This is a genomic window from Pedobacter quisquiliarum (genome assembly GCF_014642175.1).
GTDB classification, from domain to species: domain Bacteria; phylum Bacteroidota; class Bacteroidia; order Sphingobacteriales; family Sphingobacteriaceae; genus Pedobacter; species Pedobacter quisquiliarum.
The window spans coordinates 66,054-81,150 of record NZ_BMIL01000001.1; the positions used below are offsets into that span (position 1 = coordinate 66,054).

The window sequence follows — 15,097 nt, forward strand, 5'->3', positions numbered from 1 at the left end:
AAATGTCTTTCTTCTTTTGAGGGATACAATATATTGATTTTGCATATACAATAGGTCTGATAAAGACATATTGTCTTGTTTTTACAGTTCTGCCTACTTGCGCTACAAGCTCCAGCCTGCTTGTTCTAACAGGCTTTATACAGCACTTCTAACACCTTTAGTGCACCGATAATGTTACGCTGCACCCGTTTTAAGGTTACAATATTTACAATTACGTTGTTTTTAACCAAAGATCATGCAGCCCGTTTTATTTCGAATATGTAAATTTGGAATAGACCTACTAGAATTTAAACAACATGCAAATTAATTCCTTTGAGGCATACCAGCAAGCTTATAAACATAGCGTAGAAAATCCGGAGGAATTCTGGGCTGGTATAGCCGACAATTTCCTTTGGAAGAAAAAATGGGACAAAGTGCTATCCTGGAACTTCTCAGAACCTAATGTAAAATGGTTTGAAGGTGCAAAACTCAACATTACAGAAAACTGTCTCGACCGCCATCTTGCAGAACATGGCGATACACCAGCCATCATCTGGGAACCCAATGACCCGGAGAAAGATCCCATTACCCTAACGTATAAGATCCTGCATGTGCAGGTTTGCAGATTTGCAAACGTGCTCAAGAAGAACGGTGTCAAAAAAGGCGACCGCATCTGTATATATATGCCGATGGTACCCGAGCTTGCCGTTGCCGTACTTGCTTGCGCAAGAATTGGTGCGGTACATTCCGTAATCTTCGGTGGCTTCTCCGCACAGTCGATCGCCGACCGCATCAATGATGCAAAATGTAAGTTGGTGATCACCGCAGATGGCTCTTTCCGCGGTAACAAACAAATCCAGCTCAAAGAAGTAATCGATGATGCGCTGATCGGCTGCCCTACGGTAGAAAAAGTGATTGTACTGACCAACACCCGCACGCCGGTTTCCATGATTAAAGGTCGCGACATCTGGTGGGAAGATGAGGTGAAGCTCGTTGATGCGAACTGCCCGGCAGAAGAAATGGACGCGGAAGACATGCTCTTCATTCTTTATACCTCCGGATCTACCGGTAAACCCAAAGGGGTGGTACATACCGTTGGCGGCTATATGGTATATGCCGGCTATACCTTTACAAATGTTTTCAACTACCAACCAGACGAAGTATTCTTCTGCACGGCAGATATTGGCTGGATCACCGGTCACTCTTACATTGTCTACGGCCCACTTTCTCAGGGTGCAACAACCTTGATGTTCGAAGGCATTCCAACCTATCCCGATGCCTCCCGTATGTGGCAGATCGTGGAGAAACACAAAGTAAACATCCTATATACCGCCCCAACCGCCATTCGCTCGTTAATGAGCTTCGGTACGGAACCGATCCAAGGCCATGATCTTAGCAGCCTTCGCGTGCTGGGCTCCGTTGGCGAACCCATCAACGAAGAAGCATGGCACTGGTATAATGAAGAAATTGGAAAAGACAATTGCCCGATCGTCGATACCTGGTGGCAAACGGAAAATGGAGGTATCATGATCTCCCCAATAGCATTCGTAACACCAACCAAGCCGAGCTACGCAACTTTACCACTGCCGGGCATCCAGCCTGTGCTGGTTGATGAAGCTGGCAACGAGATCGAGGGCAATGGCGTAAGTGGAAACCTCTGCATCAAATTCCCATGGCCAGGTATCCTCCGGACCACCTATGGCGATCATGAGCGCTGCAAGTTAACCTACTTCTCTACCTATAAGGATATGTACTTCACCGGCGATGGCTGTATGCGCGATCAGGATGGCTACTACAAAATCACCGGCCGCGTAGATGACGTGATCAATGTGTCCGGTCACCGTATCGGCACAGCCGAAGTAGAAAACGCCATTAACATGCACTCCGGTGTTGTGGAAAGTGCCGTAGTCGGCTTCCCGCATGATGTGAAAGGGCAGGGCATCTACGCCTTCGTCATCTTCGGAAACAGCCAGCACGATGAAGATCTCAACAAGCGTGATATCCTTCAAACGGTAACCCGCGTTATTGGCGCCATTGCAAAACCAGACAAGATTCTCTTTGTATCCGGCCTGCCGAAAACCAGATCCGGAAAGATCATGCGCAGAATCCTGAGGAAAATCGCCGAAGGCGAAACCAGCAACCTTGGCGATACCTCAACACTGCTCGATCCTGCAGTAGTAGAGGAGATTGTTGAAGGCGCGGCAAAGCTTCGTTAAAACAAATTCCATACATCGGTGTTCTATTACCAACAAACAGAATTTCAAACCTAATACATAGAACCATGGATGAGTTAGAATTAAAAGGAAAATGGAACGAACTCAAAGGAAAAGCAAAACAAGCTTATGCTGATCTGACTGATGACGATTTGAAATATGAAGACGGTAAAGGCGATGAACTTTACGGAAGACTTCAACAAAAAACTGGTAAAACCAGAGAAGAAGTTGTAGACTGGTTGAAATCATTGTAAACCAGTTCATACAAACAAAAAAGCGGCTGCTCATTCAATTGAGCAGCCGCTTTTTTTATGTGATCCTATTTAGTATCCGAAGATCTGTTCCAGGCTTAACTTGGTCACCGGACCAAATTTCTCCATGTCTTCCAGCTTCACCTTCTTTTCAGAAGCTACGATACAATAGTTATATGCTTTATTGGCGATACGACTGTTATGGAAGTCCTTAACATCCGTAAACGTCATCGTCTTTAGGCTGTTGTAGCTATCCATTCTGGAATCGTGGTCTATGCCCAGCTTTTTGTCTGCGAAGTAATTGTAGATGATCGCGTCTTTCGTCACACGCTCCGTCTCAATCGCATTTAACGCATTGCTTTTAGAACCTTCAAAAGATTTGTCGATTTGCGGAAGTGCGGTCAGCAATTCATTCATGCCTGCAACAGCATCCGTCATCTTATCTGCCTGGCTACCCACATAAGCCACCATGCCATACTCTTTGTCCTTTGAATCCGGTGAAGAGAAATAAGCATTGGTAGAGTAGGCTAAAGCCTTAGACTCGCGGATGGTCTGGAATACAATTGAACCCATACCTCCACCGAAGTAGCTGTTGAAAAGGGCGATCTTACCAATCTGTGATGGATCGTACGGTCCGTCGTTGCGGAACCATCTGATCTCCGACTGTACCATATCATAATCGGCAAACAGTACTTGATTAGCTGCGGTTTTGGTATACGTGTATTTTTCCGCAGGTGCCTCCGGTGTAAACTCAGAAGGCAGTCTGTGCAACTTGGCTATGTCCTGCTCAAAGTTTACCAGTGGCTTCGGACCATAATACGTAATCGCATGCTTGTAATTAAAGATGTTGTGCAGAATGTACATCAGCTCTTTTGAGGTCATCTTGTTCACCTCTTCATTGCTCAACACATTGTTCAGCGGATTTTTAGGACCATACTGCGCATAAGTAACCAAGCCACTTAGAATTGCCGACTTGTTGGTCTTCATGTTCTGTCTGTTTTTCAGGATGCTCTTCTTCAGGTCTTCAAGCGCGGTCTCGTTTGGTTTAGCATTCAGGAACAGGTGTTCAACCAGGCTTACCGCCTTATCAAAATTCTCTTGTAAACCTGTGATGTTAATCGTTACCAACTCATTACCCACGTTCATGCTGTAGCTGCATGCAATGTTGTAAAACTGCTTGCTGATTTCTTCAGCTGTATATTTATCGGTGCCCAGGAAGTTCAGGTACTGCGCCGCGTAAGGAAGCAACTTATAGTTGTAGGTACCCATGTCGAAACGGTAAGACATTCTGAAAATAGCATTCTCCTTGTTCTGAACGCTAACTACCTCTGCAATGCCCGACTTACCAAAGTTTAAATCCTTTTTGTAGTCCAGGAACTTCGGTTCAACCGCTTTAACCGGCATCTCTACAATGCTTTTGGTGAACGAAGAAGTTGCGTTTGCATTCGGGTTAATCGGGGTAATCAGCGGCTTTTCCACTTTCGGCTGGTTCTTATCCACACCTTTATGTTTATAACCCACCACGTAGTTGTCTACAAAAAACTGATTTGCAAAACGTACCAGCTCTTGTTTGGTGATCTTGCCCATCGCATCTGCGCGTTCAAGCGTTTTGTTCCAGTCTGTACCACGGTTCATAATGAACTCTGTGCTGGCTGCTTCTGCGCGGTAGCTGTTGCTGTCGAAAGCCTGCAACAAAGATAGCTTCGTGTTGGCAACGGTCGCAGGGATCAGCGCCTCATCAAACGCACCTTTTTTAAGCAAGGCCACTTGCTCCATCAGCAGTTCTTTGGCCTGCTCCAGCGTTTGACCTGCTTTTGGCTGCACGCTGAAGTAGAACATACCATAATCTTTCATCTGCTGATAACCAGCGGTCGACTTAAGTACTTTCTGCTGCTTGTTCAGGTTGATGTCCAGTAATCCGGCTTTACCGTTTGCAAAAATCCTGGAGATCAGGTGCAACATCAAGCTTTCCTTGCTGTGCTGTGCATAACCGCGGTAATATAGATCTACATTCTCCGCACTTGGGCCATAAACCTCCACGGTCTGGATTTTTGTCAATGGTTTCTCCGGTGCCGGATTGTACAGTTCCAGTGGCTTCGCCTTCATGTAAGCAAAGGTCTGGTCCACCTTCTTGATCATCTCGTCCGGATTGAAATCACCAGTCATGATCACCGCCATATTGTTCGGCACATAATATTTCTGGTAGTACTTGCGAATCTCCACCAGTGAAGGGTTCTTAAGGTGCTCGATCGTGCCGATAGTGGTTTGCTGCCCGTAGTTGTGCGTCGGGAAGAGCAGGCTCGACATGGCTTCATCCAGCTTGTTTCCGTCACTGTCCAGGCTACGGTTCTTCTCTTCATACACCGCTTCCAGCTCTGTATGGAATATACGCAGGATCGGGTTACGGAAACGCTCGCCCTGCAGTGCTAAGAACTTATCCGTTGCGTTCGAAGGGAAATCTTCATTGTAGACCGTTTCTTCATACCAGGTGTGCGCGTTGGTCGACTGTCCCCCGATGCTCATCATCATCTTATCATACTCATTCGCAATCGAGATGTTAGAGGCTTCATTAGAAGTCTTGTCAATCTCCCTGTAAATTGCTTTCCGGGCTGCACTGTCCGTCGTTGCATTATACTTCTCGTACAAAGCATCAATCTTATCCAGGTAAGGCTTCTCTTTTGTAAAGTCGGTGGTGCCGAACTTGTCCGTCCCTTTAAAAAGCAGGTGCTCCAGGTAGTGCGCCAAACCGGTGTTGGTTCGAGGGTCGGTGTTGCTTCCTGCGCGAATGGCCATACGGTACTCGATGTTCGGCTCTTTCGCATTAGGGGAGAGCATTACCGTAAGTCCGTTTTTCAGCGTGTAAAACCTGGTTTTAATTGGGTCATTGGTGACATACTTGTAGGTATAGCCGCCAGAAGAAGCCGTTTTCCATTGATACTGGCTTTGTGCAATCAGGCCCGAACCGGTAAAAAGAAATCCCGCTAAGAGGATTAGTTTATGTTTCATTAATATAAGTTATACTCAAATATAACCTCAATCCACATTAATACTTACACATTATATTGATTTCTTGTACTTTTGGTGCAAGAATAAACTTAGAACCCTAATACCTTGAAAAAACACGCAAACAGACCCAATATCCTAGTTGTAAATGATGATGGTATAACCGCACCAGGCATCAAAAACCTGATCGAAGTTGCACAGGAACTCGGAAATGTTGTGGTTGTCGCACCCGATGGGCCGCAATCAGGCATGGGCCACGCCATCACCATCGGTAAACCCTTGAGATTCGATAAAGTAGACCTATATCCAGGTGTAGAAATGTACAAGTGCTCCGGTACACCGGTAGATTGTGTAAAGCTTGCCGTAAACAAGATTTTCAAAGGCCAGAAACCTGATTTATGTGTGTCTGGTATTAACCATGGTTTGAACAACTCCATCAATGTTATTTACTCCGGTACCATGTCTGCAGCAGTAGAAGGTGCTATTGAATCTATACCTTCGATTGGCTTTTCGCTGGACGACTTCTCACAGGAAGCAGACTTCAGCCATTCCAAGAAGTTCATTAAAATCATATGCGAGCAGGTGTTGGCAAATGGACTGCCACCAGCAACCTTACTGAACGTGAATTTCCCTAAAGGTGCCGACTTAAAAGGCATCAAAATCTGCCGTCAGGCAAATGCGAAATGGGCAGAGGAGTTCGATGAGCGTAATGACCCTTACCAACGTCCTTATTACTGGTTAACCGGTGTGTTCCAGAACTTTGATAAAGGCGAAGACACAGATGTTTGGGCGCTTGAAAACAACTATGTATCTGTTGTTCCGGTACAGTTCGACCTTACCGCGCATCATGCCATCCCGGTACTTAACACCTGGAACTTTGATGTTTAAAGCATTCAAAGATACCCTCTGGGCTGGACTTGGAATCGGTTTGATCGTGCCAGGTGTCCTAATTGGCATCACCTGGTACATCATGCATGCGGTATCTTACCTGGCAAAGTTAGATCTCCTGCTGATCGGCTGTATTGCCGTGAATGCACTGATGCTTAAGTTCGTGTTCAAAGAAAACAAGGACAACATCGGCCGTGGCCTCATCATTGCAACCTTCGCATGGGGCATGGCTTTCTTCTACTATAAAATATCCAAATCATGAAATACTACCTTGTAGCTGGTGAAGCATCAGGAGATTTGCATGGCGCAAACTTGATGCGCGCCTTAAAAGTAGCGGATCCCGGTGCCGAATTCAGGTACTTTGGTGGTGATAAAATGCAGCAGGAGGGTGGAACCCTGGTTAAGCACTACGCCGATATGGCCTTCATGGGTTTTACCGAAGTGGTACTCAACCTCAACACCATCCTGCGGAACATGAAAACCTGCAAGCAGGATATACTGGAATACCAACCCGATGCCTTGATCCTGATCGACTTTCCAGGCTTCAACCTCAAGATTGCAGAGTTCGCAAAAAACAAAGGCATCAAGGTTTGCTACTACATCTCCCCGAAAGTCTGGGCATGGAACCAGAAGCGAGTACTGCGCATCAAGAAGGTCGTGGATAAGATGTTCTGCATCTTACCCTTTGAAGTTGCCTTCTACAAAAGCTGGGCGATGGACATCGACTACGTCGGAAATCCCTTGCTAGACGAGATCGCGCGGTTCGAACCTAACCCGACTTTTCAGCAGCAGCATCAGCTGGAGGACAAGAAAATTATTGCGCTGCTGCCCGGCAGTCGTAAACAGGAAATTGAACGCCTGCTGCCCGTCATGTTAAGCACGATCAATAATTTCCCGGATTACCAGTTTGTAATCGCGGGTGCCCCGGGATTTGAACCAGCTTACTATGCACAATTCAACGGCGGACAGGCCGTACCGCTCGTTTTCGGAGAAACTTACGATCTCCTGCATCATGCACATGCCGCCATCGTAGCCTCTGGTACGGCAACGCTGGAGACCGCACTCTTCCACGTGCCGCAGGTGGTTGTTTACAAAGGTGGTACAATCTCGATTGCCATCGCCAGAATGCTGGTCAAAATCAAGTTCATCTCCCTGGTGAACCTGATCATGGATAAAAAGGTTGTTACAGAACTTATCCAGGAGGATTGTAATACCGAACTGCTAACCACAACACTGGGCGCCATTCTCGACGGGCCTGCCAGGGAAACCATGTTGCTGGATTACAAGGCGCTGGCTGATGTGATGGGCAAGCCCGGCGCATCAGAACGTACCGCAGAACTGATCACAAAATTCCTCAAAAATCCGATTGCAGATTAAGTAACCTGTTAGTTACGCAGGTTTTTTCTTGCTGCATAGCTAATATATTTACCACTAAGCAATCAATTTGCTTTTCAAACGCTAAGATTCATCTATTTCTGGGTAAATCAACCGCATGGTGCTGTAAACTAGATTTATAAGGCGACCTGTGGTTTGAGCTTGGAGGCAAAATTGCTATTGATAAATTAACAATCGATCATACGCAACACCAACCCTTAATGAAAAAATACATTCCGCTTGCCTTACTTGTATTTACAAGTGCAATCATCAGTTCCTGTGGCGGTAAAGACGAGAAAGCTGAAAAAGCGGCCGCGGCAAACCAGATTAAGCCACACCAGGTATTAGAGATTCAACAAACCGATGCCACCCTCCATACAGACTTCCCGGCAAGCATTCAAGGGCAACAAAACATCGAGATCCGGCCCAGGGTAGATGGTTATGTTGAAAAGATCTATGTAGACGAAGGTGCGGTGGTTAAGGCCGGACAACCTTTATTCAAAATCAATGCACCCCAGTTTGAGCAGGAAGTACGTACCGCAACGGCAAGCATCAAAAGTGCAGAAGCGGAAGTGAGTACGGCAAAAATGGCTGTAACCAAAGTTAAACCGCTGGTCGAAAAAGACATCATCAGTAAATACGAACTCGAATCTGCGGAGTACCGCCATCAGGCGGCACTGGCCACCCTTTCTCAGGCCCAGGCTGCATTGTCAAATGCAAGAACCAACCTCGGCTATACCAATGTTAAAAGTCCCGTAAATGGCGTTGTCGGATCCATTCCCTTCCGCCTGGGTAGTCTGGTGAGTGGTTCCAATGCTGAGCCATTAACCACCGTTTCCAGCATCGGCAATGTCTATGCCTATTTCGCCTTTAACGAAAAACTACTTTTAGAATTTAATAAAGATGCTAAAGCATCCTTTGCAGAACGCATCAAACAAATGCCATCCGTATCGCTGGTGCTGGCAGATGGTACCCTGTACAATCAGCAGGGCAGAATCCAGACCGTAAACGGACTGATCAACACCGCTACAGGTTCCGTGAATGTACGCGCCAGCTTCCCCAATCCAAATGGTTTGATCCGCAGCGGCAGTAGTGCGACGGTACGGATCCCAACGCAGGTGAAAAACGGCATCCTTATCCCTCAAAGTGCAACCTTCGAGCTGCAGGATAAGCGGTTTGCATCAGTAGTGGGCACCGACAGCATTGCTAAGAACGTGCAGATTACGGTCCGTGATAATAGCGCAGGATCGTTTTTCGTGGTCGATAAAGGTTTGAAGGCAGGCGACAAGGTCGTGCTGGAAGGTGTAGCGAACCTTAAGGATGGTACCAAGATCAAACCCGTACCTGCCAACGCGAATAACATTTATGCAGAGTTAAAGAAATAGAGGATGTTTAAAAAATTTATAGAGCGCCCGGTACTATCCACTGTAATATCTGTCATCATCGTCATCCTGGGCATATTAGGCCTTATCGCGCTGCCGATTTCCCAATATCCCGACATTGCGCCGCCCACGGTACAGGTGAGTGCAAGTTATCCAGGTGCCAATGCGGATGTGGTCCTTAAAAGTGTGGTCGTCCCTCTGGAGGAGCAAATCAACGGGGTGGAGAACATGACCTACATGACTTCCTCCGCCACCAACGAAGGTACAGCAACCATCAGTATCTTCTTTAAGGTCGGTACCGACCCTGATCTTGCCGCGGTGAACGTGCAGAACAGGGTATCCCGCGCCACTAGTCTTTTGCCGCAGGAAGTAACCCGCGCCGGGGTTACGGTAACCAAGAGTCAGAGCACCAATCTCCTGGTGTTTTCCATTTACAGCAAGGTGCCTGCGTACGACCAGACCTTTCTGCAGAACTATGCGAAAATCAACATCATCCCCCAAATTCAGCGGGTTACCGGTGTAGGGGAGGCCAGGGCATTCGGATCCCGGGATTATTCTATGCGCATCTGGCTGAAGCCCGATGTGATGGCGCAGTATGGCCTCATTCCGGAGGATGTTTCCGCCGCACTTGCCGAGCAGAACATCGAAGCGGCACCTGGTAAGTTCGGCGAAAGTGGCGAACAGACTTTTCAGTATGTAATCAAATATAAAGGCCGCCTAACCACCGAGCAGGAGTTCCAGAACATCGTGGTTAAAGCTGCAGGTAATGGCCAGCTGTTGCGACTAAAAGATATTGCACGTGTAGAACTCGGTTCATTGGATTATACCTCCAGCAACACCACCAATGGTTTACCCTCCGTTGGTATTGCGGTGAGTCAGACCCCAGGTTCAAATGCGCGTGATGTAATCAATGAATCCAAGAAGCTGATCGAAGCGGCAGCAAAGAACTTCCCTGCAGGCGTAGAATATACCACGCTGGTGGATATCAACGAAAACCTGGATGCCTCTATTGAGAAGGTGGTACACACCCTTATTGAAGCCTTCGTTCTGGTATTTATCGTCGTATTCATATTCCTTCAGGATTTCCGTTCCACCCTAATTCCCGCCATCTCGGTGCCGGTAGCTATTGTGGGTACCTTCTTCTTCCTGAACCTGTTCGGTTTCACCATCAACCTGCTCACGCTTTTTGCCCTGGTGCTTGCCATCGGTATTGTGGTGGATGATGCCATCGTGGTGGTAGAGGCGGTACACGCCAAGCTGGATCATGGCTACAAGTCGGCCAGAAGAGCAACCATAGATGCTATGGATGAAATCTCCGGCGCCATTATTTCTATCACCCTGGTGATGTCGGCCGTTTTTATTCCGGTAACCTTCATCACCGGTTCCACCGGCGTTTTCTACAAACAGTTTGGTATTACCCTAGCCGTCGCCATCATCCTGTCGGCCATTAACGCCTTAACCTTAAGTCCGGCGCTCTGCGCCATCCTGCTGAAGCCACATGCAGATGATGAAAAGCACAAGAGCTTCATGAACCGCTTTTACACCGCCTTTAATGTTGGCTTCGGACGCATGACCAACCGCTACAAACGTGGGGTACTCTTCCTCGCTGGTAAAAGCTGGATCGTAATTGCTTCCATCGTATTATTCACCGGCGGCTTATATTATATGATGCAGAGCACGCCAACTTCCTTTGTGCCTAAGGAGGATCTTGGTAGTTTGTATGCTCACATCAGCTTGCCACCTGCAGCTTCCATGGAACGAACCACAGTAGTGGCAAACCAGGTCGACAGTATTGCCCATACCATCCCCGAGGTGCGTAACACGCTGCGGATTGTCGGGCAAAACCACCTTGCTGGCGCAGGTAGTGCCTATGCCATGGTGATCATCAAACTCAAACACTGGGACGATCGTAAGGGGAGCGTGGATAAGGTGATCAGCACGCTTACAGAAAAAACAAAGGGCTTCCGTGATGCCTCGCTCGTATTTGTTGCACCACCAACCATCTCCGGATTCGGTCGGAGTGGTGGTTTTGAAGTGCAGCTGCAAGATCAAACGGTACATACCACGCAGGAGTTCTTCGGGGTGAGCAACAAGTTCCTGGAGGTGCTTGGCAAACGCCCGGAAATACAGTTTGCAACAACGTCCTTCAACCCGAACTTCCCGCAGTACATGATGAATGTGAATCTGGAGAAAGTTAAAGAAGCAGGGGTAACGGTGAACTCCCTTTTGAGCACCATGCAGGGTTACTTCGGTGGGGTGTATGCATCCAACTACAACCAGTTCGGAAAGCAATACCGGGTGATGATCCAGGCCGACGCGAAGTTCCGCGCCAACCCGGAAAGCTTGAATAAGATTTTCGTGCGTACCAACACCGGACAGATGGCGCCAATCACAACCTTCATCCGTATGGATCGGGTGTACGGACCAGAATCCATCTCCCGATTCAACCTTTTTAGTGCAATTTCCGTTACCGGTAACCCCAATGAAGGTTACAGCTCCGGGGATGCCATTAAGGCCATTCAGGAAGTTGCCGCAGAAACCCTCCCCGTGGGTTACGGTTACGACTTCTCCGGCTTAACCAGAGAAGAGCTCCTTTCTGGCGGCCAAACGGTATTCATCTTCATCCTGTGTCTGGTATTCGTCTACTTCCTGTTAAGCGGACAATATGAAAGCTACATTCTGCCGTTTGCGGTGATTCTTTCCTTGCCTTTCGGACTGGCAGGTGCTTATTTCTTCTCCATCATCTTTGGGCTGAACAGCAACATTTACCTGCAGATTTCCCTGATCATGCTCATCGGACTGCTCGCGAAAAACGGAATTCTGATCGTGGAGTTTGCCCTGGAAAGAAGGCGTAACGGTATGCCGATCGCGAAGGCAGCCATAGATGGTGCCGTTGCACGTTTCCGCCCAATCCTGATGACCTCCTTTGCCTTCATCTTCGGCTTGTTGCCATTGATGTTTTCTTCAGGGGCCGGGGCGATTGGTAACCGGTCGATCGGTACAGGTGCCGTAGGCGGTATGCTCGTGGGAACCATACTGGGTGTGTTCATCATTCCGGTGCTGTTCATCATCTTCCAGAGCTTACAGGAGAAGATCAGCGGGCCGGCGACAAACTTCTACGATGAGGTGGATGATGAACACCAGACAGACCGTACAACCTAATACTTCCTGACGCTTTGTATAAAGAACCAATGATTAACAGAAAATATAACGGATATAAAAAGGGCATGTTCGCCGCCGCAGCGGTACTCAGCTTGTTTAGCGCCTGTAAGGTGAGTGAGACTTACGAACGACCAAACCTGATCACAGAAGGACTGTACCGCAACCAGCAGGGGACAGATACGCTAAACATGGCTGCAAGAACATGGCAGAGTATGTTCAACGATCCGATTCTAAAACAACTGATCCAGGAAGGTTTACAAAATAACCTGGATCTGAAGAATGCCATTGAAAACATCGTGCAGGCAGAAGCTATCCTCAGACAGCAACGTCTAGCCTTACTGCCGACTTTAGATGCCAGTGCCAATGTAACGCGTGCAAAAACATCTGAAGCCAGCTTAAACTTCCGCAACGGCGTTAACATCCGAACCTTAACCACCACACACCGCCTGCAACTCAGCACTTCCTGGGAAGCAGATATCTGGGGTAAGCTGAGCAGTGCTAAACGCTCGGCATTAAACAGCTACCTGCGTACCGATGCCGCAAGGCGGGCAGTGGAAACACAGCTCATCGCCGATATTTCAAATAGCTATTACAACCTCCTGGCACTGGATCGCCAGCTGGAGATCACCCAACTGACCCTGAAGAAGCGGATTGAAAGTGTCGAAACCCTACGGGCGCTGAAGGAAGGTGCCGTCGTAACCGGCGCTGCCGTGGTACAGGCGGAAGCCAATCGCTACGCTGCGGAGGTGACCATCCCTGACCTGAAACTGAACATCCGGCAAACAGAGAATGCACTTTCTGTGCTGCTGGGCAGGGCCCCTGCTGAAATCCGACGCAACAAATTAGCCGATCAACAACCCTTTACAGATGTGAGCCTGGGCATGCCTGCGCAGCTCCTGCAGAACCGCCCGGATGTGCAAGCCGCAGAGTTCGCTTTACGTGCCTCCCTGGAAGATGTTAACGTAGCAAGATCATTCTTTTACCCTGCACTTACGCTAACCGCTTCAGGTGGATTTTCCAACCTGAGCTTACGGGATTTCTTTACAAATGCCCTTTTCTACAATGTTGTTGGTGGCCTAACCCAGCCAATTTTCGCCCAAGGGGCGAACAAAGCCCGCTTAACACGTGCGCAATCCTTGCAGGCACAGTCGCTGAATGATTTCCAGTTTGCATTGTTAAATGCCGGACAGGAGGTATCAAATGCGTTGTACGCCTATCAGGCTGCAGGCGAAAAGGAAGTTTCCAGAATACGTCAGATTGAAGCTTTACAGAAGTCCGTTTCCTTCACAGAGGAGTTGTTGCGTTACAGTTCCGCAACCAACTATACGGATGTGCTCACTTCGGAGCAGGCACTGCTCCAGGCGGAGCTAAGTGGTGTAAGTGACCGCCTGCAGAAGCTGCAGGCGGTAGTAGATTTATATCGCGCCCTTGGTGGGGGCTGGCAGTAGTTATTTGCTGGCTTTAATCCAGGTCGCAAGGTCGTTGATCACCACCTCGGATACATTCGCAGGCGTTCTGTACTGCTCTGCTGTACCTTTCTCGGTTTGCACCGTCAGTGGGTGATTAAGCTCCGGATAGAACTTAAGACTTGCATTGGACTTTTTCCCCAAAGCTGCAGTCCAGAGCTTATAATCTGCATCTGAAACCTGGAAGTCCATGCCGCCCTGAATCACCATGATGCGCTGTGATAATTTCTTTGCAGTGGCCACCTGATCATAGTTGTTCAGGTCAATCCAGTAAGATGCAGGTAACTGCAGAATCAACGAATCTGGCTTCATGGTGCCTAGCTTGGTTAACCTTGAAGTTTCAATTAACTGCAGATTCTTGTTGAACATTTCCTTTGTTGCTGCCGTGGTGTCTTTCGACAAGCCGTACATGTAATGGTTCTGATCGATGATCAAATCGGTGAACTTTCTAGCCGGCGCAGCCGCCATGATGATGCCTTTGATGTCCGGACTAAGGGTTGCGATTCTTGGTGCAAGCATGCCGCCCAGGCTAAGACCGAAAACGTAAATCTGTTTTTTATTCAGCTGCGGAATGGTTTTAGACAGGTTAACTGCGGTTACCGCATCATTGATGGTTTCTTCTTTAACCGTAAAGGCGCCCGAATATTCCTGAGGGTACACCAGTGTACGTTTTACGTAGCGGATGCTGGCGATGCCTTTTGCAGCAAGTCCCAAAGCGATGTCTTTAAACGGCTTTACGGCACCAACACTCTGATCCATATCACCAGGCCCTGATCCATGTACCAGAATAACCACCGGGATGTTACTGCCGGTTTTAGGCATGGTCAGCATGCCCACAAGGTCGTTCTTGGCACCTTTAATTTTCACTTCCTGCTGTTTGATGTTCGCGGTATCGGCATAAGCGGGTAGGGCATAGGCACTAGATGGTGCCTTTTGCTGCAGGTAAAAACCAACCATCTTCTCGCCCTTGTTAAAAGCAAGTACAAAACGCTGACTGTCTTTGGCGAACTTGCCTTCTACAACCACCACGAAGAACTCACCTTCTGATTTACTCTGTACAATCTCGGCAGACTCGTACTTGCCAATTTGCGTATCTAATTTCTCCCAAAGGCTTTTCAAATGTTCGGGCTTTACTTGCGCCTGTAGTGTGGGATCAAAAAACGTGGTCGCATCCTCGAATTTTCCAGCACTTAAAGTATCAAAGAAGTCACCCGAACGGTTCATCAGGGCCACCACACTTTGCGAAAATGCGCTTGTTGTCAATAAAAGGATGGTAAAGAATAACAATAATTTCTTCATGTATGCTTAGGTATTTTTAGTAACAGACCAAAGTTAACATAATTTGAATTCCACGATTATTAATTTGAACTTTGCCGCTA

The 15,097-nt window shown here is 47.8% G+C and carries 10 protein-coding genes; 8 read left to right on the plus strand and 2 right to left on the minus strand.

Annotated features, from left to right (window positions below; genetic code table 11):
- The first annotated feature begins 296 nt into the window (after nt 1-296).
- Together acs and IEW69_RS00275 are read left to right on the plus strand one after the other, a co-directional pair.
- Nucleotides 297-2,195: an acetate--CoA ligase gene (gene acs, locus IEW69_RS00270; RefSeq protein WP_188624817.1), complete on the plus strand. Its 1,899-nt coding sequence runs from the start codon at nt 297-299 to the stop codon at nt 2,193-2,195.
- Nucleotides 2,196-2,260: 65 nt separating this feature from the next.
- Nucleotides 2,261-2,446 carry a CsbD family protein gene (locus tag IEW69_RS00275; RefSeq protein WP_188624818.1) on the plus strand — a complete coding sequence of 62 codons (186 nt, stop codon included), beginning with the start codon at nt 2,261-2,263 and terminating at the stop codon, nt 2,444-2,446.
- A 69-nt stretch (nt 2,447-2,515) separates the two neighbouring features.
- Here the strand turns inward: IEW69_RS00275 and IEW69_RS00280 are convergent, their stop codons facing one another.
- The gene (locus IEW69_RS00280; RefSeq protein ID WP_188624819.1) at nt 2,516-5,449 is read right to left on the minus strand and encodes a M16 family metallopeptidase; all 2,934 of its coding nucleotides are present in this window, start codon (nt 5,447-5,449) and stop codon (nt 2,516-2,518) included.
- A 105-nt stretch (nt 5,450-5,554) separates the two neighbouring features.
- Between IEW69_RS00280 and surE the strand changes: the two genes are divergently transcribed.
- From surE to IEW69_RS00310, 6 genes are all read left to right on the plus strand, one after another.
- The gene (gene surE / locus IEW69_RS00285) at nt 5,555-6,334 is read left to right on the plus strand and encodes a 5'/3'-nucleotidase SurE (protein ID WP_188624820.1); all 780 of its coding nucleotides are present in this window, start codon (nt 5,555-5,557) and stop codon (nt 6,332-6,334) included.
- On the plus strand, nt 6,327-6,596 hold the full coding sequence (locus tag IEW69_RS00290; protein ID WP_188624821.1) for a stationary phase survival protein SurE: 270 nt from the start codon (nt 6,327-6,329) through the stop codon (nt 6,594-6,596). The genes surE and IEW69_RS00290 overlap by 8 nt, the downstream gene beginning before the upstream one ends.
- Complete coding sequence (gene lpxB / locus IEW69_RS00295) at nt 6,593-7,711, plus strand: lipid-A-disaccharide synthase (RefSeq protein WP_188624822.1); 1,119 nt, start codon at nt 6,593-6,595, stop codon at nt 7,709-7,711. Before IEW69_RS00290 ends, lpxB begins: the two co-directional genes overlap by 4 nt.
- A gap of 218 nt (nt 7,712-7,929) precedes the next feature.
- The gene (locus IEW69_RS00300) at nt 7,930-9,093 is read left to right on the plus strand and encodes an efflux RND transporter periplasmic adaptor subunit (RefSeq protein ID WP_188624823.1); all 1,164 of its coding nucleotides are present in this window, start codon (nt 7,930-7,932) and stop codon (nt 9,091-9,093) included.
- Between the two features lie 3 nt (nt 9,094-9,096).
- Nucleotides 9,097-12,252 carry an efflux RND transporter permease subunit gene (locus IEW69_RS00305; RefSeq protein WP_188624824.1) on the plus strand — a complete coding sequence of 1,052 codons (3,156 nt, stop codon included), beginning with the start codon at nt 9,097-9,099 and terminating at the stop codon, nt 12,250-12,252.
- Nucleotides 12,253-12,281: 29 nt separating this feature from the next.
- Nucleotides 12,282-13,700 carry an efflux transporter outer membrane subunit gene (locus IEW69_RS00310; protein ID WP_229663470.1) on the plus strand — a complete coding sequence of 473 codons (1,419 nt, stop codon included), beginning with the start codon at nt 12,282-12,284 and terminating at the stop codon, nt 13,698-13,700.
- On the opposite strand, the gene IEW69_RS00315 is transcribed toward IEW69_RS00310, so the two are convergent.
- Entirely contained in the window at nt 13,701-15,017 is a 1,317-nt protein-coding gene (locus tag IEW69_RS00315) for an alpha/beta hydrolase (RefSeq protein ID WP_188624825.1), read from the minus strand.
- Between the last annotated feature and the right edge of the window lie 80 nt (nt 15,018-15,097).

What these genes read in the sequence shown, in the direction of transcription:
- IEW69_RS00305 (WP_188624824.1), top strand. Translation starts at nt 9,097, where the DNA reads ATGTTTAAAAAATTTATAGAGCGCCCGGTACTATCCACTGTAATATCT.
- IEW69_RS00290 (WP_188624821.1), top strand. Translation starts at nt 6,327, where the DNA reads ATGTTTAAAGCATTCAAAGATACCCTCTGGGCTGGACTTGGAATCGGT.
- lpxB (WP_188624822.1), top strand. Translation starts at nt 6,593, where the DNA reads ATGAAATACTACCTTGTAGCTGGTGAAGCATCAGGAGATTTGCATGGC.
- IEW69_RS00275 (WP_188624818.1), top strand. Translation starts at nt 2,261, where the DNA reads ATGGATGAGTTAGAATTAAAAGGAAAATGGAACGAACTCAAAGGAAAA.
- IEW69_RS00280 (WP_188624819.1), bottom strand. Translation starts at nt 5,449, where the DNA reads ATGAAACATAAACTAATCCTCTTAGCGGGATTTCTTTTTACCGGTTCG.
- IEW69_RS00315 (WP_188624825.1), bottom strand. Translation starts at nt 15,017, where the DNA reads ATGAAGAAATTATTGTTATTCTTTACCATCCTTTTATTGACAACAAGC.
- IEW69_RS00300 (WP_188624823.1), top strand. Translation starts at nt 7,930, where the DNA reads ATGAAAAAATACATTCCGCTTGCCTTACTTGTATTTACAAGTGCAATC.
- IEW69_RS00310 (WP_229663470.1), top strand. Translation starts at nt 12,282, where the DNA reads ATGATTAACAGAAAATATAACGGATATAAAAAGGGCATGTTCGCCGCC.
- acs (WP_188624817.1), top strand. Translation starts at nt 297, where the DNA reads ATGCAAATTAATTCCTTTGAGGCATACCAGCAAGCTTATAAACATAGC.